The 21635-nt window shown below is 64.5% G+C and carries 16 protein-coding genes and 3 pseudogenes; 6 read left to right on the top strand and 13 right to left on the bottom strand.

The window, feature by feature from the left end:
- Positions 1–440 (top strand): annotated as a pseudogene (locus CF161_RS33175) (glucuronyl hydrolase); the annotation flags it as partial.
- A gap of 40 nt (positions 441–480) precedes the next feature.
- Here CF161_RS33175 and CF161_RS33715 read toward each other — a convergent pair.
- From CF161_RS33715 to CF161_RS19120, 7 genes and pseudogenes are all read right to left on the bottom strand, one after another.
- A pseudogene (locus CF161_RS33715) lies at positions 481–1068 on the bottom strand (methyl-accepting chemotaxis protein); the annotation flags it as partial.
- A 270-nt stretch (positions 1069–1338) separates the two neighbouring features.
- Positions 1339–2112, bottom strand: a pseudogene (locus CF161_RS33710) (CHASE3 domain-containing protein); the annotation flags it as partial.
- Positions 2113–2406: 294 nt separating this feature from the next.
- Positions 2407–4638: an LTA synthase family protein gene (locus CF161_RS19140; protein ID WP_371106534.1), complete on the bottom strand. Its 2232-nt coding sequence runs from the start codon at positions 4636–4638 to the stop codon at positions 2407–2409.
- Between the two features lie 333 nt (positions 4639–4971).
- The gene (locus CF161_RS19135) at positions 4972–5412 is read right to left on the bottom strand and encodes a CBS domain-containing protein (RefSeq protein ID WP_020298248.1); all 441 of its coding nucleotides are present in this window, start codon (positions 5410–5412) and stop codon (positions 4972–4974) included.
- A gap of 171 nt (positions 5413–5583) precedes the next feature.
- Positions 5584–6768 (bottom strand): N-methyl-L-tryptophan oxidase, encoded by a 1185-nt coding sequence (solA, locus tag CF161_RS19130; protein ID WP_020298247.1) that lies wholly within the window; start codon positions 6766–6768, stop codon positions 5584–5586.
- Positions 6769–6793: 25 nt separating this feature from the next.
- Entirely contained in the window at positions 6794–7318 is a 525-nt protein-coding gene (locus CF161_RS19125) for a DUF2867 domain-containing protein (protein WP_020298246.1), read from the bottom strand.
- A gap of 102 nt (positions 7319–7420) precedes the next feature.
- Positions 7421–8311: a LysR family transcriptional regulator gene (locus tag CF161_RS19120; RefSeq protein ID WP_020298245.1), complete on the bottom strand. Its 891-nt coding sequence runs from the start codon at positions 8309–8311 to the stop codon at positions 7421–7423.
- 138 nt (positions 8312–8449) lie between these two features.
- Between CF161_RS19120 and CF161_RS19115 the strand changes: the two genes are divergently transcribed.
- Complete coding sequence (locus CF161_RS19115; RefSeq protein WP_020298244.1) at positions 8450–9961, top strand: MFS transporter; 1512 nt, start codon at positions 8450–8452, stop codon at positions 9959–9961.
- 182 nt (positions 9962–10143) lie between these two features.
- Here the strand turns inward: CF161_RS19115 and CF161_RS19110 are convergent, their stop codons facing one another.
- The 5 genes from CF161_RS19110 to CF161_RS19090 all read right to left on the bottom strand — a co-directional run bounded on the left by CF161_RS19110 (position 10144) and on the right by CF161_RS19090 (position 15246).
- Positions 10144–11241: a polyamine ABC transporter substrate-binding protein gene (locus CF161_RS19110; RefSeq protein WP_020298243.1), complete on the bottom strand. Its 1098-nt coding sequence runs from the start codon at positions 11239–11241 to the stop codon at positions 10144–10146.
- A 42-nt stretch (positions 11242–11283) separates the two neighbouring features.
- Positions 11284–12174 carry an ABC transporter permease subunit gene (locus tag CF161_RS19105; RefSeq protein ID WP_020298242.1) on the bottom strand — a complete coding sequence of 297 codons (891 nt, stop codon included), beginning with the start codon at positions 12172–12174 and terminating at the stop codon, positions 11284–11286.
- Positions 12171–13052, bottom strand: a complete 882-nt coding sequence (locus tag CF161_RS19100) for an ABC transporter permease subunit (RefSeq protein ID WP_177326789.1) — start codon at positions 13050–13052, stop codon at positions 12171–12173. The genes CF161_RS19105 and CF161_RS19100 overlap by 4 nt, the downstream gene beginning before the upstream one ends.
- A gap of 44 nt (positions 13053–13096) precedes the next feature.
- Complete coding sequence (gene potA, locus CF161_RS19095; RefSeq protein ID WP_020298240.1) at positions 13097–14239, bottom strand: polyamine ABC transporter ATP-binding protein; 1143 nt, start codon at positions 14237–14239, stop codon at positions 13097–13099.
- A 245-nt stretch (positions 14240–14484) separates the two neighbouring features.
- Positions 14485–15246 carry a gamma-glutamyl-gamma-aminobutyrate hydrolase family protein gene (locus CF161_RS19090; RefSeq protein WP_020298239.1) on the bottom strand — a complete coding sequence of 254 codons (762 nt, stop codon included), beginning with the start codon at positions 15244–15246 and terminating at the stop codon, positions 14485–14487.
- A 266-nt stretch (positions 15247–15512) separates the two neighbouring features.
- Between CF161_RS19090 and CF161_RS19085 the strand changes: the two genes are divergently transcribed.
- The 4 genes from CF161_RS19085 to CF161_RS19070 all read left to right on the top strand — a co-directional run bounded on the left by CF161_RS19085 (position 15513) and on the right by CF161_RS19070 (position 20667).
- Positions 15513–16889, top strand: a complete 1377-nt coding sequence (locus CF161_RS19085) for a glutamine synthetase family protein (protein WP_020298238.1) — start codon at positions 15513–15515, stop codon at positions 16887–16889.
- A 33-nt stretch (positions 16890–16922) separates the two neighbouring features.
- Positions 16923–18413 carry an aldehyde dehydrogenase gene (locus tag CF161_RS19080; protein WP_020298237.1) on the top strand — a complete coding sequence of 497 codons (1491 nt, stop codon included), beginning with the start codon at positions 16923–16925 and terminating at the stop codon, positions 18411–18413.
- 59 nt (positions 18414–18472) lie between these two features.
- Positions 18473–19753, top strand: a complete 1281-nt coding sequence (locus CF161_RS19075; protein ID WP_020298236.1) for an FAD-binding oxidoreductase — start codon at positions 18473–18475, stop codon at positions 19751–19753.
- Positions 19754–20118: 365 nt separating this feature from the next.
- Positions 20119–20667, top strand: coding sequence for a cupin domain-containing protein (locus tag CF161_RS19070; RefSeq protein WP_020298235.1), 549 nt, complete (start codon positions 20119–20121; stop codon positions 20665–20667).
- Between the two features lie 143 nt (positions 20668–20810).
- On the opposite strand, the gene fabI is transcribed toward CF161_RS19070, so the two are convergent.
- A complete protein-coding gene (fabI, locus tag CF161_RS19065) occupies positions 20811–21605 on the bottom strand; it encodes an enoyl-ACP reductase FabI (protein WP_020298234.1) in 795 nt (264 codons plus the stop codon).
- Positions 21606–21635: the final 30 nt, after the last annotated feature.

Below are 21635 nucleotides of genomic sequence, written 5' to 3'. Positions count from 1 at the left end.
ATGCGCCGGGCAACTGGTCTCGGGGTCAGGCCTGGGCCCTGCTCGGCCTGGGGGTGGGGGCCGAGCTGTACGGCGCGCCATTCACTGCCGATGCCCAGCGCGCGGCCGCGTACTGGTTGCGCAGCCGAGCGTTGGCCGGGCCGGTCAATCGGTTGTATGAACCCCAGGGTGCGGATGATCCCTGCGCGGCGGCCATGGTCGCCCTGGCCCTGTTCGGGCTGGCGGCCACGGCGGCTGATGGCGAGGCCTTGCGCCAGCAGGCCGAGGCGCAATTGGCGGCGATCATTCGTGGGGGCGACTTTCAGCAGGGCTGCTTTGTCGGTCACTGCTACCGCACGGCGCCGGCCGTGGAGCAGAAGGTCGAAACCGCCTGTGGCAGTTTTTTCCTGCTGGCGGCGCTGCTGGCCTGGTCCGGGAAAATCGACCCCCGGTGGATCTGAAGCAGCGCTTCACCTGCGTGAAGCGCTGGGTCCGGCGGGTTTACAGGCGGAACACATTCACCTGCTGTTCGAGGTTGTGTGCCAACTGCTGCAGCGAGCGCGCGGTGGCGGTGGTTTCCTCCACGGCCTGGCTGTTCTGCTGGGACATCTGGGCGATGCGCTCGACGTTGCGCGCCACGTCCTGGCTGGCGGCGGTCTGTTCGCGCAGGGCCAGGGAAATCTGGTCCACCACCCGCACCACGCTGCCTGAAGACTGGCGGATATTGACGATGGCTTCCCCGGCCTGCTGCGCCAGTTCGACCCCGGTCTTCACCTGCTCCACCCCCACGTCCATCTGAGTCACGGCATCCCGGGTGCCGACCTGGATCTTCTTGATCATCTCGGTGATTTCCTGGGTCGAGTTGGCGGTGCGTTGCGCCAGCAGCCGTACTTCATCGGCCACCACGGCGAACCCGCGGCCCTGTTCGCCGGCGCGGGCGGCCTCGATGGCGGCGTTGAGCGCCAGCAGGTTGGTCTGCTCGGCGATGCCCTTGATCACGCTGACAATGCTGGAAATCTGCTCGGAGTGCTGGTCCAGTTCCGCGATCTGGGTTGCCGAGGACTGCACCGTGTCGGCAATCAGACGCATGCTGGCCAGGGTCTCCTGGATCACGCTGCCGCCTTCCTCGGACTGGCGCCCCGAGTCGCTGGACATGGCGTGGGCTTCGCCGGCGTTGTCGGCCACGTGGTTGATGCTGACCGTCAGTTCTTCCACCGTGGCCGCCATGGACGAGGCCGAGTGGGATTGTTCCTGGGCCGAGGCCGAGAGCTGGGTCGAGGCGCTGGAGATACTCTGGGACGCGGCCACCAGTTGATCGGCGCCTTGCTTGATGCCGGTGATCATGCTCCGCAGGCGCTCCTGCATCACGCCGAAGGCGCTGAGCAGGTTGCTGACTTCATCCTTGCCGCTGCTGGCGATGCTGCTGTCCAGGCGCCCGTCGGCGATCGCCTTGGCCACGTCCACCGCCTGGCGGAGGCGCCCCACCAGGTTCGACGACAGCGACCAGGCCACCAGCAGTGCCAGGACGGCCGCGGCCAGGCCGCCGCCGATCAGGATCACCAGGGCCGAGCGCTTGGCCTCGGCCATGGCGCTGGAGCGGCTCTCCAGCAGCCCTCGTTCGTCGTCGCGCAGTTCACTGATCAACTGGCGCATGCCATCCATCTTGGCCTTGTCGCGGCCGGCGGCGATCTGCTCGAGCAGCGCCGACAGCGGCTGGCTGCCGGCGGTCACCGCACGCCGCAGGTTGAGGTAGCTCTGGATATCGTCGCGCATCCACTGTTCGTGCAGGGCCTTGATGCGCTCCAGGCGCGACTGCTGCGCCGGGTTGTCGGCGGTGCTGCTCTTGATGCGGGCGTAGTACTCGGCGAAGGCCTTTTCACCGTCCTGCAGGGGTTGCAGGAAACTCTCCTGGCCGCTCAGGGCAAAACCGCGCACGCCGGTTTCGATATTGATCAGGCTGCGCAGCAGGGATCCGGATTCGTTCATCACTTCGTAGCTGTGGATGTTGCTTTTGACGCTGTTGCTGACCTGATCGAAGCCGCGCAACGCCGAGAGCACCAGGACCAGGATAATCAGCAGGACCAGGCCGAAACCTGCATACAGCTTTTGCGAAATGCTCAGATTGGAAAACATGGGAGGTGGTTCCTGAACCGTTGGCCGAAAGAGTCACAGGCGCTTGCCACAGGTGGCGCCGAGTGATGGCGTATTGATGTTTAAATGACATCGACGGTCGGACTAAAGCTGTACAAAAAAAGTTTCATGTACAGGTAATTTTAATTGCCGAATTGGCCGGCGCAGTTGTTTCAGCAGGTAACAGCAGGGGCGGCGGCTGGCGCAGGACGCGCTCGCCGCACGGGGGCGGCAGGGGCTGAAGCGAGGGGCTGAGGCCGTTGCCGCGGCGTCGAGGGGCGCGGCAACGGCAGCGGTTCAGCTGGATTGGGCGACGTGGTCGTCCGGCACATCGTCCAGGGCTTCTTCCTGCCCGGGCACTTCGGTCACCACGCTGAAATCACTGACTTCAATGGCGCCATGGCCATAACCCAGCAGGTGGAAGGAGAACGCCTTGCGCGACTCCGGGTTGGCGAAGCGGAAGTCCAGTTCCAGGGGCTGGTCCGGAGTCACCAGCATCTCGCCGTCCGGCAGGCCCAGTTGCACATCCTGCTCCAGCTCCTTGGCCTTGAGCAGGATGTAGGCGTTCTGTTGCGGGTCCAGGGAACGCACCTTGAGGCGCACGCTGGTCTGGGAGCCCTTGGGCATTTCCAGGTACTGGGCGCCGATCAGGTTGTCGGCCCAGTCATCCTTGATCTGCGCCTGCAATGGGATTACCGCCGGGCTGCCGAACTGGTAGTGCTGGTTCAACGGCGTGCGCAGCAGGGTGCCGTCCAGGGCCGTGGCCCGGGCGCTGATCAGGCGCGCGCGCTGGCCGCCGTACTGCCCCTGCAGGGTGGCGCGCTCGGCGATAAAGCCGGGGCTGGCGTAGTAGCGGCAGCGCTGCTGGAAGTCGCACTCGGTCAGGGTGCCCTGGCCGTCGTGGTAGCGCAGCTTGCCGTTGGTGTAGGACATGATCTCGCGCCCGCTGCTGTACTCGCGAAACAGCGAACGGCCGCTGAGGGCGGAGGGCACCGGCAAGGCGAAGTAGTCGAGGATCGACGCGCTCAGGTCCACGTGCCCGTAGACCCCGGACTTGATCTTCGGCAGTTGCGCCTGCTCCGGTGCCAGGGTCAGGTTGAACCCCCAGGAAGAGGCCAGGCGTACGCCGTCGATGCCGTGGGACTCGTCCGAGGTGATCACCACCAGGGTGTCCTTGAGCACGCCTTTGCGTTCCAGGCCGCTGAGGAACTGTTCCAGGGCGTCATCCAGGTAACCCACGGCCGCCTGCTTGGGGCTGTCGTAGCGCTGCAGGTAGTCGTCGGGGGCCGAGTAGGGCTGGTGGGTGCCGACGGTGAGCAGGGTCAGCATCCAGGGCTTTTTCTGTTTTTTCAGCTGGCCGACGTAGTCCAGGGCGCCTTCGAAAAAGGCCTTGTCGTCCTTGCCCCAGGGAAATTCCAGGTAGTTGTCGTTCTTGAACCACTCCAGGCCGTGGGTCGCGGCAAAGCCGATGTGCGGCATGATCTGGTCCTTGGCCATGAACCGCAGGCCCGCACCCTGCAGGTAATGGGTGGCGAAGCCGTTCTTGCGCAGTTGGGCCGGCAGGCAGGCCAGGTTGCGCTCGCTCTGGGTGAGCATTTCCACACCCTTGGGCGTGCCGTTGTCGAGTTTGTCGTAGTCGCCGCAAAGCATGGCGTACAGGCCGCGAATGGTCTGGTGGCTGTGCAGCACGTAGTCCGGGGTGTTCATGCCGCGCTCGGCCCAGCGGCTGAGGTTGGGCATGAGGTTTTCCTGGTAGCTGCTGTGCAGCGCCTGGCGGTTGGCGCCGATGTAGGCCCCGGGGATGCCTTCCAGGGCAATGATCAAGACGTTGCGTGCCCGGCCCGGGGCTGCCAGCAGTTTTTCCCCTTGCAGGTCGAGCTGGGTCAGCCCGGCCATCTGCGGAGGGATATCGGCGATATCGCCTTCGAGCCAGTCTTCGGCGCGGGTCTGGAGTTCACCGACGCCCGCGGCCAGCAGTTGATGGGGCAGGTTGAACAGGCGCCACTGGTCAGCCTCGGACGGCTGCAGGTTCTGGGTGCCCCAATGGGCGATCAACAGCAGCACCGGCACGCAGCCGCTGTAGCGCGGCAAGGGCGGGGCGGCATGGGCCCGGCCGGCCCAGCGGGTGGCCAGCCACAGGCCCAGGGCCAGGAGCAGGGCGACGCCGATCCAGGGCTGGGACATGCCGCCGCCGGTGGAGTTGCCCAGAAATTGCGGGTCGATCAGGTAGTGCAGGTCCGCCGGCGTCGGCAACCGGCCGACAGCGGTGACCAGCTCGGCGCTGGACAGGGTAAACAGGCTCCACACCAGCAGCACCGGCAGCGCCAGCCACCACGGCCGGCGATGCAGCGTGACCACCAGCAGGCTGCCGATGGCCAGGTCGGAGACGTAGCCCAGGGGTTCGGACCAGCCCAGCACGGCGCGCAGGACCAGGGGCAGGATCAGCACCCAGCCGATCAGGGCGATCAGCGCGGCGCGGGGGTGTTGCAACCCGTGACGGATGAAATTCACAAAGAGGGTTCCAGTCATTAAGCGGTCATAAAAGTGTGCGCGATGTTACCGGGCTACGAGGGCAAAGGGGGGATATTCCCGGCCACGCAGGTGTTGGCGAATGCTTCGCCGGGGGTGCAAGTGGCCTGCATGCCGCGCACTGCAAGCCCTGGCGCCCAGACAGGGCGCGGACGCTGAGCGGGTGAATCGGGGTGAATAACTGTTTCAGGCTGTTAAAGGGCGCCATACGCCGCTGCCGAGGCACGAGGCTGCGCTGGCCTTGGACGGCGCTGGAGGTTGCTCAGGTATATCTTCAGCGCCGATAAGGGCCAGCGTCCGAACGCGGCCCGAACCTGCGGCAGCGGCTACAGGCTATTCGCCACGAATGTATTGCTCCAACTGGCGAATCAGGTCGGCCTGTTCGGCGATGGCTTCCTTGACCAGGTCGCCGATGGACAGCAGGCCCAGCAACTGCCCGTTCTCCACCACCGGCAAGTGCCGCAGGTGGCTGTCGGTCATGATGCCCATGCAGGTGTCGACGCTCTGGTGCGAGTCCACGGTAATCACCGGCGAACTCATGATCGCGCTGACCGGGGTGCCCACCGAGGAGCGCCCGTGCAACACCAGTTTGCGCGCATAGTCGCGCTCACTGATGACCCCCACGACCACGCCGTTTTCCAGGACCGGCAGGGCGCCGACGTTTTTTTCCGCCATCAGCATCAGGGCCTCCAGCACCATCTGGTGGGGCGCGATGGTGTGGACTTTCTGGTTGTGTTGGGCCTTCAGCTTGAGTACTTGCGCGACGCTCTTCATGGGGCGCTCCTGTTGTTGTGCCTGAGGCGACGACGCATCGCCCGCAGGGGTTCTTACAGAATCGTAGAGACTGGCCCAACCGGCAAGGCTGAATGCGTCGCGCAAACACGAAAAAACGCCGTACCCCGGCTGTTTTTACCCAATAGCCCAAAGATCGGCGCTTTTAGCCGTTCATCGCCCCTGCCCGCTGCTGAAGCGCTGCAAGCTGAAGGCGCTCAGGTCCACCTCGCTGCGGCCATCGACACACTGTTGGGCCAGGGCTTCGCCGATGGCCGCCGAGTGCTTGAAGCCATGTCCGGAGCAGGCGCTGACCACCGTGACATTGGCCAGGCGCGGGTGCTGGTCGATGATAAAACCCGAATCCGGGGTCACGGTGTAGGCGCAGACCGCCGACTTCACCAACTGCGGGGTCACCCCGGTGAAATTGACCGCCACCAGTTGGCGGTACATCTGCTCGGCCTCGGCGCGGCTGACCTGGCGATCCAGGGTGTCCGGCAGCGAGGTGGCGCTGTACTGCTCGGTGGCGATTTTCATGCTGCCTTCCCCGGGAACCGGCGGAAAGCCGTAGCAGGTCTCGGCCTCGCTGGCGCCGTGGATGATAAAACTCGGCGAGCACGGGGCGAAGGGCGTCGGCTCCTCGAGCTTGAACCAATACAGGGTTTGCCGGCAGACCCGCAGCAACTGATCGAAGGGCGCCCCCAGCAGCTCGCTCGACCACATGCCGGCACAGACAATCGCCTTGCCCGCCGTCACGCTGCGGCCTTGGCTGGTGATCCGCACCAGACCGTCTTCGTTGGCCAGCGCGGTCACGGTTTCGCCGCCGATCCAGGTCGCCCCGAGAGCCTGGGCGCGGGTCAGTTGTGCCTCGATGCAACGTTCGGGGCGCACATAACCGCCGCCGGGTTCGAAGTAGCCCAGGGCACTGTCGTGGATCGGCGCGAACTGCGGGAACCGCTGGCGAATCTGCGCCGCGTCCAGCACCTCATGCTCGATGCCGTTGCGCCGCGCCAGCTCGATGCTGTGTTCGGTGAAGTCCGCAGCGCCGTCGGCGGCGGGCGCAGTGGCGCTGGAGGTCATCACCAGCACCCCGCACTGTTCGAACAGCTGCACATCCAGCTCGCTTTCCAGCTCGCGCCAGATCTGCTGCGAGCGTATCGCCAGCGGCACATAGGCCGCGCCTTCGCCCACCGCCTGGCGGGTGATGCGCGTGTCGCCGTGGCTGGAACCCAGGTCGTGGGGCGGGGCGAATCGGTCGATGCCGAGCACCTTCACCCCACGCTTGGCCAGTTGGTAAAGGGTGGCGGCGCCCATGGCGCCCAGGCCTACGACAACAACATCGAAATCGGGTGTATGCACGGCAAAAATCCTTGGAGAGGGAGGTTCAGCGGCGATTGATGGCGGACAGGGTGATGGGCGCGATGATCCGGTGAAACGGCGCCACCGGCAGCATGTACAGGCGCCCCAGCCAGTTGTGCGGGTGCACCACGGTGGACAGCACCAACGGGCGCAGGCCGTCGGCAGTCAGGGGCAGAAGGTTCAGCGACAGGTGCACATCCAGATGCTTGTCGCGGTCCACCACCAGCACCTCGTCGGGGCGCTGGGAGATCAGGGTGAAGATGCCGACCCGAGCGCCAGGCTGGTAATCCTCGTCGGGGCGCGACAGGTCGATACGGGTCAGGCGCCCCAGGTCCTTGAGGCCGAACAGCTGCACCACGCGATTGCGCAGGCTCATCAGGTGGTCGATCCAGGCCGGGGTCTGGCTCATCAGGTTCAGCACATGGCGCAGGGCGGTGCGTTCGGGATCAGTTGCCAGGGTCTGGCGGCAATCGATGAACGTCGCGCCGGGGGCGATGCCGGCGATGCTGGAGTCACTGGGCAGCGAGCAAGGGTGAACGGGTGACTTCATCGGTACGGCTCCCTGAAAAATGGCGGCGTTGGGCTTCATGCCCCTGCGCCATGGCAGAAGCGGGGAAAAATACCACTTCTGCGGGCTGGCAGCTTGCGCGGGCTAGGGCGCAATCTCCTTCGCCAGCGGTTTGCCTCGGGCCTGGGGCTCGGCGTTGTGCACCAGCAACTGACCGAACGCCTCGGCCGCCGCGCTCTTCTCGCCGCTGCTCCAGGCCAGCAGGAAGCGTGCCCCGGGCAGCGTCGGCAGGCCGTATTCGCCGTCGACCATGCGCAGGCCCGGGCGCAGGTCGCTGGCCATCTGCACGGTCACCCCGAGGCCGGCGAGCACCGCATTGCGGATGCCTTCCTGGCTTGGCGAGCTGAACGCCAGGTGCCAGCTGCCGGCGCTTGTGCCCAGGGCGTCGAGGCCGATCTGCCGGTTGACGCAGGGGGCCGGCGCCAGGGCCAGGGGCAGGGAGGCCCCCGGGGCCAGGTCGAAGTGCTCGGCGGCGACCCAGACGAAGCGGGCGCTGCGCAGCACTTCGCCGCTGTCGCGCTGCCCGGTTTCCGAGAGCACCACCGCCAGGTCCAGTTCCCCGGCCTTGAGCATTTTGCGCAGGTCGAGGTAGGTGCCGACGCTGACGTCCAGGCGCACCTCGGGAAAGGCCCGGGAGAACTGGCAAAGCAGCGGCGGCAGGCGCTCGCCCATAAAGGTCTCGGGGACGCCGAAGCGCACCACGCCGCCCAGTCGCGAAGGCTGGAAGCGCCGGGCCAGGGCATCCAGGGAGGCGAGGATCTGCTGCGCATGCTGCAACACGTCCTGGCCGTCTTCGGTCAGGCTCAGGCGCCGGGTGGTGCGCAGCAGCAGGGGCTGGCCCAGTTGCTCCTCCAGCCGGCGGATCTGATGGCTGACCGCCGACTGGGTGAGGTTCAGGCGTTTGCCGGCGCGGGTGAAGCCGCCGCACTCATGCACCGCGACCAAGGCCCGCAGCAGGGTGGGATCGATATTCAAGGCAGGCTGCCATTCATGATGGAAATTACTGGATCCTACAAAATTTAATCATTTCCGTCATCAAGCGCGCTTGCCCAGACTTGAGCCCGCAGTCGCCAGCGGCTGCAACCTGCCGACCCTCTTTCTGGAACCCACTCGATGCCACCATCCCCTTTATCCAACCCCCTGGCCCTGGCGGCGGTCTGCCTGGCCGCGCTGATGTTCGGCCTGGAAATCTCCAGCGTGCCGGTGATTCTCCCGGCCCTGGAAAGCCGTCTGCAGGGTGATTTCAAGGACCTGCAATGGATCATGAACGCCTACACCATCGCCTGCACCGTGGTGCTGATGGCCACCGGCGCCCTGGCCGACCGCTTCGGGCGCAAGCGGGTGTTTGTGCTGAGCATCCTGGCCTTCGGCTTGGCCTCGTTGCTCTGCGGCCTGGCGCAGGACGTTAACCTGCTGATTGCCGGTCGCGCGCTTCAGGGGCTGGCCGGTGGCGCGATGCTGATCACCCAGGTGGCGATCCTGTCCCAGCAGTTTCACCAGGGACCGGAGCGCAGCCGCGCCTTCGCCGCCTGGGGCATGGTGTTCGGCATCGGCCTGGGGTTTGGGCCGATCATCGGTGGGGTGATCCTGGCGCTGTCCAGTTGGCCGTGGATCTTCCTGGTGCACGGGCCCCTGGCGCTGCTGACCCTGGGGCTGGCCCTGGGCGGGGTGGAGGAATCGCGCCAGGCCCAAGCCGGCAAGCTGGATGGCGCGGGGATTGTGCTGCTGTCCCTGGCGGTGTTCGGCCTGGTGTTTCTCCTGACCCAGGGCTCGAGCCTGAGCCGCTCCGACGCCGTGCTCATGGTCCTGGCGACCCTGGCCTGTTGCGCCGCCTTTGTCCGCGCCGAGCGCCGCAGCCCGCAACCGATGTTCGCGCGGGAGGTGTTGCGCAACCGGCGCTTCTGCGGGGCGTTGCTGGGGTCCATGGGCATGAACTTCAGTTTCTGGCCTTTCATGATTTACCTGCCGATCTACTTTCACAGCGCCCTGGGCTACGACAGCCTGCACAGCGGCCTGGCGTTGCTGGCCTACACCTTGCCGACCCTGGTCTTTCCTCCGGTGGGCGAGCGCCTGGCCCTGCGCTTTGAACCGGGACGGGTGATCCCCCTGGGGTTGTCTTGCATCGGCCTGGGGTTTGTGGCGATGTACGGCGCCAGCCAGTGGGCGGCGGTCAATGGCCTGGCGATACTGCCCGGCGCGCTGCTGGCGGGGATCGGCCTGGGCATCAGCAATACCCCGGTCACCAACACCACCACCGGTTCGGTGCCTGCCGAGCGTGCGGGCATGGCCTCGGGCATCGACATGAGCGCGCGGATGATTTCCCTGGCGCTGAATATCGCCTTGATGGGCCTGATCCTGGTGGCCGGGGTCGGCGCCTATCTGCAGCGTCACTTGAGCGGTGCGCTGGATGCCGGGCACGTGCGCCTGTGGGCGGAACAGATCGCCGCCGGCCAGGGTGCGCTTGAGGGTTTGCCGTGGCTGGCCGGCGGTTCGGCGCAGGCGGCTCTGGCCCATGGCTTTGGCTGGGTGATGCTGTACGGCGGCTTGAGTGTCTGCGGGCTGGCGCTGTTCAGCGTGCTGACCTTCGCTCCCTGGCGGCGCCGGCAGTTGGGCAGCGCCAGCTGAACGCAAAAAAGGCGCCCGAACCGGCCGTGTGAAAACCCAGTGGTGTTCACACGGCCGGCGAAGGCGCCAAGGGGTTCACCCCAACCGAGGGGGCCGGGTGAAGCCGTTCGCAGCAAAGGTCGCGGTGGTAAGGCGCGACGGGAACGGAAGTCAGGGGCGCGCCGAGTCGTGGCGCGCCAGGATTATTTGCCGAGCTTGACCTTGGTCCAGCCACGGGTCATCAGGCGCTGCACGCTGATCGGCTGGTCGGGGATCGCGTACAGGGTGGCGAGCACGTCCTGGGGCGGGTAGGACGCCGGGTCGTTGCGGATCGCCTCGTCCACCAGGGGCGTGGCCGCCGCGTTGGCGTTGCTGTAGCCGACGCTGTTGGTGACCTCGGCGATGATGTCCGGGCGCAGCAGAAAGTTCATGAAGGCATAGGCGTTGTCGACGTTGCTCGCGTCCCGGGGGATGGCCACCATGTCGTAGAAGCTGCCGGCGCCTTCCTTGGGAATGCTGTAGTCGATCTTCACCCCGTTGTTGGCTTCTTCAGCCCGGGCGCGGGCTTGCAGCACATCGCCGGAGTAGCCCACGGCCACGCAGATATTGCCGTTGGCCAGGTCCGAGATGTACTTGGACGAATGGAAGTACGCCACCGAAGGGCGGATCTTCATGAACACGTCCTGGGCCTGGGCGATCTGCTGTTTGTCCTGGGAGTTCACCGGGAAGCCCAGGTAGTGCAGGGCCGCCGGCAGCATTTCGGTCGGCGAGTCGAGGAAGCTGATGCCGCAGGCCTTGAGCTTCTCGGCGTTCTCGGGTTTGAACAGCAGGTCCCAGGTGTTCAGCGGCGCGTCGGTGCCCAATGCCTGACGGACTTTTTCCGGGTTATAGCCAATGCCGATCGAGCCCCACATGTACGGGAAGGCATGGGCGTTGTCGGGGTCGCTGGCGGCGGCGTTTTTCAGCAGCACCGGGTTCAGGTTCTTCCAGTTGGGCAGCTTGGACTTGTCCAGGGGCTGGTAGACCCCGGCCTTGATCTGCTTGGCCAGGAAGCTGTTGGACGGGACCACGATGTCGTAGCCCGACTTGCCGGCCAGCAGCCGCGCTTCCAGGGTTTCATTGCTGTCGAAAACGTCGTAGGTGACGTGGATGCCCGTTTCGGCCTCGAACTTTTTCAGGGTGTCGGGGGCGATGTAGTCCGACCAGTTATAGACGCGCAGCACCTTGTCGTCGGCCTGGGCGCCGCCAGCCATGGCGCCCAACAGGGACAGTGTGAGCAGAGTCCTGCCAAACCTTTTCATGCATCCAACTCCATTTCTTGTTGTGGGGTAAAACGCGACGGCCTAGGCCGTCGCTGGCGTTCGTTGTGGCTGCTTGGGTTGCGCCTGCCAGGTTTCGCTGGCGGTCTGCTCCATGGCTTCCTGGATCGCCCGCTTGCGGTTGGCTTCGGCCTTGCGGCTGAAGTACCAGACCATGAAGGTCACCAGGGACACCGCCAGCAGAATCAGGCTGGCCACGGCGTTGATCTCCGGCTTGACCCCCAGGCGCACGGCGGAGAACACCTCCATCGGCAGGGTGGTGGAGCCGGGCCCGGAAACGAAACTGGCCAGTACCAGGTCATCCAGGGACAAGGCGAACGACATCATGCCGCCCGCCGCGAGCGAGGGCGCGATCATGGGGATTGTGATCAGGAAAAACACCTTGAATGGCCGTGCACCGAGGTCCATGGCGGCTTCTTCGATGGACAGGTCCAGCTCCCGCAGGCGTGCCGAGACCACCACCGCGACATAGGCGGCGCAGAACGTGGTGTGGGCGATCCAGATGGTCACCAGGCCGCGCTCCATGGGCCAGCCGATCATCTGCGCCATGGCCACGAACAGCAGCAACAGCGACAGGCCGGTGATCACTTCGGGCATTACCAGGGGCGCGGTCACCAGGCCGCCGAACAGGGTCCGGCCCTTGAAGCGGGTGACCCGGGTCAGCACGAACGCGGCCAGGGTGCCCAGGGCCACGGCGGCCACGGCGGTGTAGCAGGCAATCTCCAGGGAACGCGCCACCGAGCCCATCAGTTGGGTGTTGTCCAGCAGGCCCAGGTACCACTTGAACGACCAGCCGCCCCACACCGTCACCAGCTTGGAGGCGTTGAACGAGTAGATCACCAGAATCAGCATCGGCAGGTAGATGAACAACAAGCCGAGCACCAGCATCAGGGTCGAAAAACTGAAACGCTTCATGCCCGTGCCTCCATTTCTTTGGCCTGGCTGCGGTTGAACAGCAAGATGGGAATAATCAGGATCGCCAGCATCACCACCGCCAGGGCGGACGCCACCGGCCAGTCGCGGTTATTGAAGAACTCCTGCCACAGCACGCGGCCGATCATCAGGGTCTCCGGGCCGCCCAGCAGTTCCGGGATCACGAACTCGCCGACCACCGGGATGAACACCAGCATGCACCCGGCAACGATGCCGTTCTTGGCCAGGGGCACGGTGATTTTCCAGAAGTTGTTGAAGTTGCTCGAACCCAGGTCCGACGCCGCTTCCAGCAGGCTCTGGTCGTGCTTGACCAGGTTGGCGTAGAGCGGCAGCACCATGAACGGCAGGTAGGCGTAGACCACGCCGATGTACACCGCGGTGTTGGTGTTGAGGATCTCGATCGGGCTCGAAGTCAGGCCGCTCCACATCAGGAAGGCGTTGAGCAGGCCGTTGTTGCTGAGGATGCCCATCCAGGCATAGACGCGGATCAGGATCGCGGTCCAGGTCGGCATCATGATCAGCAGCAGCAACACGTTTTGCGCTTCCTTGCGCGCCTTGGAAATCGCGTAGGCCATGGGAAAGCCGATCGCCAGGCACATCAGGGTGCTGAGCAGGGCGATCTTCAGCGAACCCAGGTAGGCCGAGATGTACAACTCGTCGGCACCCAGCAGGGCGTAGTTGCCCAGGTTCAGCAGCACCTGGAGTTTCTGGTCGACGAAGCTGTAGATCTCCGAGTAGGGCGGAATCGCCACCGCCGCTTCGGAGAAGCTGATCTTCATCACCAGGAAGAACGGCAGCATGAAAAACAGGAACAGCCAGAGGAAGGGAATGCCTATCACCAGCTTGCGACCGCTGGGCAGCACACGGATCAACGCCTGATTGAAGGTGCTCATGGTCGACGTCCTCATGCCCGCAGTACCACGCCGCTGTCGTCTTCCCACCACACGTACACCGTGTCGTCCCAGGTCGGCCGGGCACCACGGCGTTCGGCGTTGGCCATGAACGACTGGACGATCTTGCCGCTCGGCAGCTCGACATAGAACACCGAGTGGCCGCCGAGGTAGGCGATGTCATGCACCTTGCCCTGGGACCAGTTGTAGCTGTTCTCGGGCTTGAGGGTGCTGACCAGCATTTTTTCCGGGCGGATGGCGTAGGTCACCGACTTGTCCTGCACCGAGGTGCTGACCCCATGGCCGACGTAGATCGGCTGTTCCAGCTCGGGGCAGTGGATGATGGCGTGGCCTTCGAGGTCTTCGACCACGGTGCCGTCGAAGGCATTCACGTTGCCGATGAACTCGCACACCAGGCGGCTCACCGGGGCTTCGTAGATGTCCACCGGGCTGCCGATCTGGGCGATCCAGCCCAGGTGCATGATGGCGATGCGCTGGGCCATGGTCATGGCCTCTTCCTGGTCGTGGGTCACCATCACGCAGGTCACGCCCACGCGTTCGATGATCTCCACCAGCTCCAGTTGCATCTGCGAGCGCAGCTTTTTATCCAGGGCGCCCATGGGTTCGTCCAGCAGCAGCAGTTTCGGGCGCTTGGCCAGGGAGCGGGCCAGGGCCACGCGCTGGCGCTGGCCGCCGGAGAGCTGGTGGGGTTTGCGCCGGGCGTACTGGGTCATGTGCACCAGCTTGAGCATTTCCTCGACCCGGGCCTCGATCTCGCTGGCCGGCAGGCGATCCTGCTTGAGGCCGAAGGCAATGTTCTGGGCCACGGTCATGTGCGGGAACAGGGCATAGGACTGGAACATCATGTTGATCGGCCGCTCATAGGGCGGCATATCGGTGATGTCCACGCCATCCAGCAGGATGCGGCCTTCGGTGGGCCGTTCGAAACCGGCGAGCATGCGCAGCAGGGTGGATTTGCCGGAACCGGAACCGCCCAGCAGGGCAAAGATTTCGCCCTGGTGGATCTCCAGGGACACATCGTCCACGGCCACGGTTTCATCGAACTTCTTGGTCACGCGGTCGATCTTCACCAGCACCTTTTGCGGTTGCTGATGACCTTCCAGAGCCTTGCGATAAATGCTGGAGGCGTTTGCCATGTGAAACTCCCAACAGGTCGTCGGGCCAATGCGGCCTGACTTAATAAGGTTGATTGCAAACCTGCACCGTCAGTGCTGTGCAGGTTTATTCGGCGCCGCCGTCCTGGCTGCCTGGCCTTGCTTGTTGTTGTTCGGGTGTTGCCGTTCACGCCGCACGACGGGCGCACAGCAGTGCGCGCGCCGGGTGGGCAGGGCGTGTCAATCGGTGACTCGGGTGCTTGCAGCCCTGTGCGGGCTGCCTTGGGTTACAGGCGCTGACGCTGCGCGGCACGTTGCCGGCAGGCATCGCCAAAGGCCTGGAAAATGCTCAGGTAGGCCGGGTTCGTCAGGACCTGCCATTCCGGGTGCCACTGCACGCCGAAGGCAAACGCCTGGCTGTGCTCCACGGAAACGGCTTCGATCAGGCCATCCGGGGCCACGGCCTCGACCCGCAGGCCGTCGCCCAGGCGGTCGATGCCCTGGCTGTGGATCGAGTTGACCTGGATCTCGCCGGCCAGGCCCATGGCCTCGAACGCACCGCCGGGCTGGATCGCCACCGGGTGCGCCGGGGCGTACTGGACTTCAAGGCGCGGGTCGTCGGCTTCGCGGTGGTCCATATAGCCCGGCAGCTCATGCACCTTCTGGTGCAGGCTGCCGCCAAAGGCCACGTTCATTTCCTGGAAGCCACGGCAGATACCGAGGACCGGCACGCCAGCCTCCACCGCCGCCCGCAGCAGGGGCAGGGTGGTGGCGTCGCGCTGCGGGTCATGGGCGGTGCCCGGCGCGCTGGGAGTGCCTTGATAGTGGAAGGGTTCGACATTGGAGGGCGAGCCGGTAAACAGCAGGCCATCGACGTAGCGCAGCAGATCCTTGATCTCGCAGAGGTCCGCCAGGGAAGGGATGATCACCGGCAGCCCCAGGGCCGCGACGCTGACAGCGCGCAAGTACTTGTCGCCGCTGACATGGTAGGGGTGCAGGCCAATCTCTTTGACGCACGCAGTAACACCGATCAATGGCTTGAGTGCCATTTTTATCACCTCGAAATTCACGCTGGAACGAGTTTTTCCAGAGCTTATCCTCGTTGATTTTAATTAACAACTTTCCTGTAAAAAATTATAAACACTGATCGCTGCGATCAGGCTGATTGGCGGGTGTGCGCCCTGTATTGGCCTGATTAGTGTCAATATAATTAACGAAATGCCCCGGGTGTTCGCTATTGACTTCACTTTGCCTTTCGGATTGACTGCTGTCACGAAACAGCTTTGAACATAATAATTAACACAATAGGTGCATCATGTCGGTCCCACTGCGTGCCGTTCAGCTCAACGAAGCCAACGCCTTTCTGAAGAAACACCCTGAGGTCCTGTACGTCGATCTGCTGATTGCAGACATGAACGGCGTGGTGCGCGGCAAGCGCATCGAACGCACCGCGCTGCACAAGGTGTACGAAAAAGGCATCAACCTCCCGGCCTCGTTGTTCGCCCTGGACATCAACGGCTCCACCGTGGAAAGCACTGGCCTGGGCCTGGACATCGGCGACTCCGACCGCATCTGCTACCCGATCCCCGACACCCTGAGCATCGAGCCCTGGCAGAAGCGCCCCACCGCGCAACTGTTGATGACCATGCATGAGCTCGAAGGCCAGCCGTTCTTCGCCGACCCGCGGGAAGTGCTGCGCCAGGTGGTGAGCAAGTTCGACGAACTGGGCCTGACCATCTGCGCCGCGTTCGAGCTGGAGTTCTACCTGATTGACCAGGACAACGTGAACGGCCGTCCGCAAGCGCCGCGCTCGCCTATCTCCGGCAAGCGCCCGCATTCGACCCAGGTCTACCTGATCGATGACCTCGACGAATACGTCGATTGCCTGCAAGACATCCTTGAAGGCGCGAAAGAGCAGGGCATCCCCGCCGACGCCATCGTCAAGGAAAGCGCCCCGGCGCAGTTCGAGGTCAACCTGCACCACGTCAGCGACCCGATCAAGGCCTGCGATTACGCGGTGCTGCTCAAGCGCCTGGTGAAAAACATCGCCTACGACCACGAGATGGACACCACCTTTATGGCCAAGCCCTACCCGGGCCAGGCCGGTAATGGCTTGCACGTGCACATCTCGATCCTCGACAAAAAGGGCAACAACATCTTCGCCAGCGAAGACCCGGAAACCAACGACGCCCTGCGCCACGCCATCGGCGGCGTGCTGGAAACCCTGCCGGCGCAGATGGCGTTCCTCTGCCCCAACGTCAACTCCTATCGCCGCTTCGGCGCGCAGTTCTATGTGCCGAACTCGCCAAGCTGGGGCATCGACAACCGCACCGTGGCCGTGCGCGTGCCGACCGGTTCGGCGGATGCCGTGCGTATCGAGCACCGGGTGGCCGGCGCCGACGCCAACCCTTATCTGCTGATGGCCTCGGTATTGGCCGGTATCCATCACGGCCTGACCAACAAGATCGAGCCGGGGGCGCCGGTCGAAGGCAACTCCTACGAGCAGAACGAGCAAAGCCTGCCCAACAACCTGCGTGATGCCCTGCGCGAGCTGGACGACAGCGAAGTCATGGCCAAGTACATCGACCCGCTGTACATCGACGTGTTTGTGGCGTGCAAGGAAAGCGAGCTGGCCGAGTTCGAGAATTCGATTTCCGACCTTGAGTACAACTGGTACCTGCACACGGTCTGACGGCCCTCCCACTTTTTGCGTTGAGCACTGCATATGACCAAGCATCGCAACGACTGGGAGCAGCACTTCCAGTCCCTGAGCCTTGAAGGCCGGGCCTTTATCGACGGCGAGTACCGCTGGGCCGAAAGCGGCGCGACCTTTGACAGCATCAGCCCGGTGGACGGGCGCTTTCTGGCCCAGGTCGCCAGCACCGATACCGCCGACGCCGATGCGGCGGTGGGCGCAGCACGCCGGGCGTTCGAGTCCGGGGTCTGGCGCTTGCAGGCGCCGGCGGCGCGCAAGCGGGTGCTGCTGCGGTTCGCCGAGCTGATCCTCGAGCACCAGGAAGAACTGGCGCTCCTGGAAACCCTGGACATGGGCAAGCCGATTGGCGACTCCATGGCCATCGACGTGCCGGCCACCGCCAACGCGATCCGCTGGAGCGCCGAGGCCATCGACAAGCTCTACGACGAAGTGGCGCCCACGCCCCACGACCAGTTGGGCCTGATCACGCGGGAACCCTGCGGCGTGGTGGCGGCCATCGTGCCGTGGAACTTCCCGATGATCATGGCCAGCTGGAAGTTCGCTCCGGCCCTGGCGGCGGGTAACTCGTTCATCCTCAAGCCTTCGGAAAAGTCGCCGCTGAGCGCCATTCGCCTGGCTCGGCTGGCCCTCGAGGCCGGCATTCCCCCGGGCGTGTTCAACGTGCTGCCGGGCTACGGCCACACCGTTGGCAAGGCTCTGGCCCTGCATATGGATGTGGACGTGCTGGCCTTTACCGGTTCCACCGGGGTGGCCAAGCAACTGCTGGCGTATTCCGGCCAGAGCAATATGAAGCGGGTGTGGCTGGAGGCCGGCGGCAAGAGCCCCAACGTGGTGTTCGCCGATGCCCCGGACCTGCGCGTCGCCGCAGAAGCGGCCGCGGCCGGGATCGCCTTCAACCAGGGCGAAGTCTGCGTGGCCGGTTCGCGGCTGCTGGTGCAGCGCTCGATCCGCGAGGCATTTATTCCGTTGCTGGTGCAAGCGCTCCAGGCCTGGAAGCCGGGGCATCCCCTGGACCCGGCGACCAAGGTCGGCGCGGTGGTCGATCAGCGGCAACTGGACAACGTGTTGCGCTATATCGAGATCGGCAAGGAGCAGGGCGCCCAGCTCTTGGTCGGCGGCCAGCGCACCCTGCAGGACACGGGTGGGCAGTACGTGGAGCCGACGATTTTCGACGGTGTGACCAACGCCATGACCATCGCCCGCGAAGAGATCTTCGGCCCGGTGTTGTCGCTGATCAGCTTCGACACCGAAGAAGAAGCGCTGGCGATCGCCAACGACAGCATCTTCGGCCTGGCGGCTGCGGTGTGGACCGCCAACCTCAGCCGCGCCCACCGCTTCGCCCGGGGCCTGCGCGCCGGCAGCGTGTGGGTCAACCAGTACGACGGCGGCGACATGACCGCGCCGTTCGGCGGCTTCAAACAGTCGGGCAATGGCCGCGACAAGTCGCTGCACGCCTTTGACAAGTACACCGAGCTCAAAGCCACCTGGATCAAGCTCTAAGCCCTAATAACAACGGCGATTGCCGGCCTGCGCCGGCCAGTCGTCCGGGAGTCCGAACCATGCAACCTCATGTAAACAGCTACTACGCCGCGACCCGCAACCACACCGGCGACTTCCCCGTGCTTGAAGAGCTGGTGGAGTGCGATGTCTGTGTCATTGGCGCCGGTTATACCGGCCTGTCGTCGGCGCTGTTCCTGGCTGAAGCCGGCTACAGCGTCACCGTGCTCGAAGCGGCCAAGGTCGGCTTTGGCGCCAGCGGGCGCAACGGCGGGCAACTGGTCAATTCCTACAGCCGTGACGTGGATGTGATCGAGCAGCGCTACGGCGAAAAGAGCGCCGAAATCCTCGGCAGCATGATGTTCGAAGGCGCCGATATCATTCGCCAGCGCATCCAGCACTACGACATCCAGTGCGACTACCGCCCGGGCGGGATCTTCGCCGCGCTGAACAAAAAGCAGCTCAAGGGCCTGGCTGAACAGAAAAGCAGCTGGGAGCGCTACGGCAACCGCAATCTGCAACTGCTCGACGCCCAGGACATGGCGCGTGAAGTGGGCTGCGAAAACTACGTTGGCGGCCTGTTGGACAAGCAGGGCGGCCACGTCCACCCGCTGAACCTGGCCCTGGGCGAAGCCAGCGCCATCATCGGCCTGGGCGGCAAGATCTTCGAGCAATCGGCGGCCGAGGAAATCACCTACGGCGAGCCCAACGTGGTGCGCACGGCCAAGGGCGTGGTCCGCGCCAAGTACCTGCTGATCGCCGGCAACGCCTACCTGCCGCAAAACCTCGACCCACGGGTGACCCGCAAAAGCATGCCTTGCGGCTCGCAGATCGTGGTCACCGAGCCGCTGTCGGAAAAAGTCGCGCGCAGCCTGATCACTCACAATTACTGCGTCGAAGACTGCAACTACCTGCTCGACTACTACCGCCTGACCGCTGACAACCGGCTGCTGTATGGCGGCGGCGTGGTCTATGGCGCCCGCGAGCCGGACGACATCGAACAACTGATCCGGCCGAAGATCCTCAAGACCTTCCCGCAGCTGAAAGACGTCAAGATCGACTACCGCTGGACCGGCAACTTCCTGCTGACCATGTCGCGCATGCCGCAATTTGGCCGTATCGAAAAGAATGCCTACTACATGCAGGGCTACAGTGGGCACGGTGTCACCTGTTCGCATTTGGCGGGCAAGCTGATCAGCGAAGTGATCCGGGGTGACGCCGAACGCTTCGACGCCTTTGCCTCCCTGCCGCACATGCCGATGTTCGGCGGCCGCACCTTCCAGGCCCCGCTGACGGCCATGGGCGCCGCCTACTACGCCCTGCGCGACCGCTTCGGTATCTGACGCCACCGCCCTCCAGTGCTGAACGCTTCCTGTGGCGAGGGAGCTTGCTCCTGCTGGAGGGCGCAGCCCTCCCAAACCAGGCGACCGCGATCAATCCAAACAACCCGAGCGCCTGATTGACGACCGCTGCGCGGCCGAGCGGGAGCCAGCGCCCTCGCCACAAAAAGGCCGGGTTTCAGGGGGCTGTAGCCCGCGCCAACCCAGCCCGTAATCCCCCCGTCATTCCCCTCATCGCCAGTCTTTACAGCACCTGTGTCAAACATGTTTAAATAGCCGCCGTTTCAGGCTCCAGGGGCAGCCAAATCGCGAAGTTCGCGACCCAACCGCCGCAAAATACCCTTAAGTTCTTCTCACATAAGGCTGTTATGGACACGGGCACCCGACTCAAACTCGTTCGCGAAAGCTACAAACTCTCCCAGCGCGAGCTGGCCCGTCGTAGCGGCGTGACCAACGCCACCATCTCCCTGATCGAACAGAATCGCGTCAGCCCCTCCGTCAGCTCCCTGAAAAAGCTGCTGGAAAGCATCCCCATGTCCCTGGCGGACTTTTTCACCTTCGACCAGCCGCCACGGGAGCACCAATACGTCTTCCGCGCCAATGAACAGCCCGACCTGGGCCGCGACGGCCTGCGCCTGCTGCTGGTGGGCGCACCGATCCCCAGCCGCCAGATGCGCTTTCTGCGGGAGCAATACGCCCCCGGCGCCAGCTCCGGCGAAGAGCCGATCGTGCATGCCGAAGGCGAGGAGTGCGGTCTTGTCACCCGTGGCACCGTCGAACTCACCGTCGATGGCCAGGTCAGCATCTTGAACCCGGGGGATGGCTATTACTTCCCCACCACCTTGCCCCACAGGTTTCGCAATATCGGGCAGGACGAGGCGGAAATCATCAGCGCGAATACGCCGGCGAACTTCTAGGTAGGGGTGGGCAGGGCGCCTGTGGCGAGGGAGCTTGCTCCCGCTGGGGCGCGCGGTGCCCCAATCCAGGCGCCGCGCGCGATCAGGCATGCCACGTGCCTGACGGGAATGCCGCTTCCATTCGAAGCGGCGCATCCCTTGGGTCAATCGTCCAGGTTGCCCATGGCCGTGGTGTTGAACCCGCCATCCACGTACATGATTTCCCCGCTGATACCCGATGCCAGGTCCGAGCAGAGGAAGGCACCGGCGTTGCCGACTTCTTCGATGGTCACGTTGCGCCGCAGGGGCGTTTGCGCCTCGTTGGCGGCGAGCATTTTGCGGAAGTTCTTGATCCCGGACGCGGCGAGGGTGCGGATCGGGCCCGCTGACACCGCGTTGACGCGGGTGCCTTCCGGGCCGAGGCTGCCGGCCAGGTAGCGCACGCCGGCTTCCAGGCTGGCCTTGGCCATGCCCATGACGTTGTAGTTGGGCATGGTGCGCTCGGCGCCCAGGTACGACAGGGTCAACAGGCTGCCGTTACGGCCCTTCATCATCGGCCGCCCGGCCTTGGCCAGGGCGATAAAGCTGTAGGCGCTGATGTCGTGGGCAATGCGGAAGCCATCGCGGGTGGTGGCTTCGGTGAAGTCGCCGTCCAACTGGTCGCCGGGCGCAAAGCCCACCGAGTGCACGATGCAATCCAGTGCATCCCATTGCTGGCCCAGCTTCTCGAAAACCTGGGCGATGTCTTCATCGCTGGCCACATCGCAAGGGAAGCACAGCCCCGGGTTGGAGCCCCACTCAGTGGCGAACTCCTCCACGCGGCCGCGAAGCTTTTCGTTCTGATAGGTGAAGGCCAGCTCGGCGCCTTCGCGATGCATGGCCGCGGCAATGCCCGATGCAATGGATAACTTGCTGGCGACACCGACGATCAGAACGCGTTTGCCCGTGAGAAAACCCATGTGTTGCTCCTTGAAAAATCGCTTTTTACT

It is taken from the genome of Pseudomonas sp. CF161 (assembly GCF_000416215.1).
In the GTDB taxonomy this organism is placed as follows: domain Bacteria; phylum Pseudomonadota; class Gammaproteobacteria; order Pseudomonadales; family Pseudomonadaceae; genus Aquipseudomonas.
This window is presented reverse-complemented; position numbering and strand designations above follow the sequence as displayed.

Bases quoted from the DNA above. Each gene is read 5' to 3' on its own strand.
- CF161_RS19140 (WP_371106534.1), bottom strand. From the start codon at position 4,638: ATGACTGGAACCCTCTTTGTGAATTTCATCCGTCACGGGTTGCAACAC.
- CF161_RS19135 (WP_020298248.1), bottom strand. From the start codon at position 5,412: ATGAAGAGCGTCGCGCAAGTACTCAAGCTGAAGGCCCAACACAACCAG.
- CF161_RS19125 (WP_020298246.1), bottom strand. From the start codon at position 7,318: ATGAAGTCACCCGTTCACCCTTGCTCGCTGCCCAGTGACTCCAGCATC.
- CF161_RS19115 (WP_020298244.1), top strand. From the start codon at position 8,450: ATGCCACCATCCCCTTTATCCAACCCCCTGGCCCTGGCGGCGGTCTGC.
- CF161_RS19110 (WP_020298243.1), bottom strand. From the start codon at position 11,241: ATGAAAAGGTTTGGCAGGACTCTGCTCACACTGTCCCTGTTGGGCGCC.
- CF161_RS19105 (WP_020298242.1), bottom strand. From the start codon at position 12,174: ATGAAGCGTTTCAGTTTTTCGACCCTGATGCTGGTGCTCGGCTTGTTG.
- potA (WP_020298240.1), bottom strand. From the start codon at position 14,239: ATGGCAAACGCCTCCAGCATTTATCGCAAGGCTCTGGAAGGTCATCAG.
- CF161_RS19090 (WP_020298239.1), bottom strand. From the start codon at position 15,246: ATGGCACTCAAGCCATTGATCGGTGTTACTGCGTGCGTCAAAGAGATT.
- CF161_RS19085 (WP_020298238.1), top strand. From the start codon at position 15,513: ATGTCGGTCCCACTGCGTGCCGTTCAGCTCAACGAAGCCAACGCCTTT.
- CF161_RS19080 (WP_020298237.1), top strand. From the start codon at position 16,923: ATGACCAAGCATCGCAACGACTGGGAGCAGCACTTCCAGTCCCTGAGC.
- CF161_RS19075 (WP_020298236.1), top strand. From the start codon at position 18,473: ATGCAACCTCATGTAAACAGCTACTACGCCGCGACCCGCAACCACACC.
- CF161_RS19070 (WP_020298235.1), top strand. From the start codon at position 20,119: ATGGACACGGGCACCCGACTCAAACTCGTTCGCGAAAGCTACAAACTC.
- fabI (WP_020298234.1), bottom strand. From the start codon at position 21,605: ATGGGTTTTCTCACGGGCAAACGCGTTCTGATCGTCGGTGTCGCCAGC.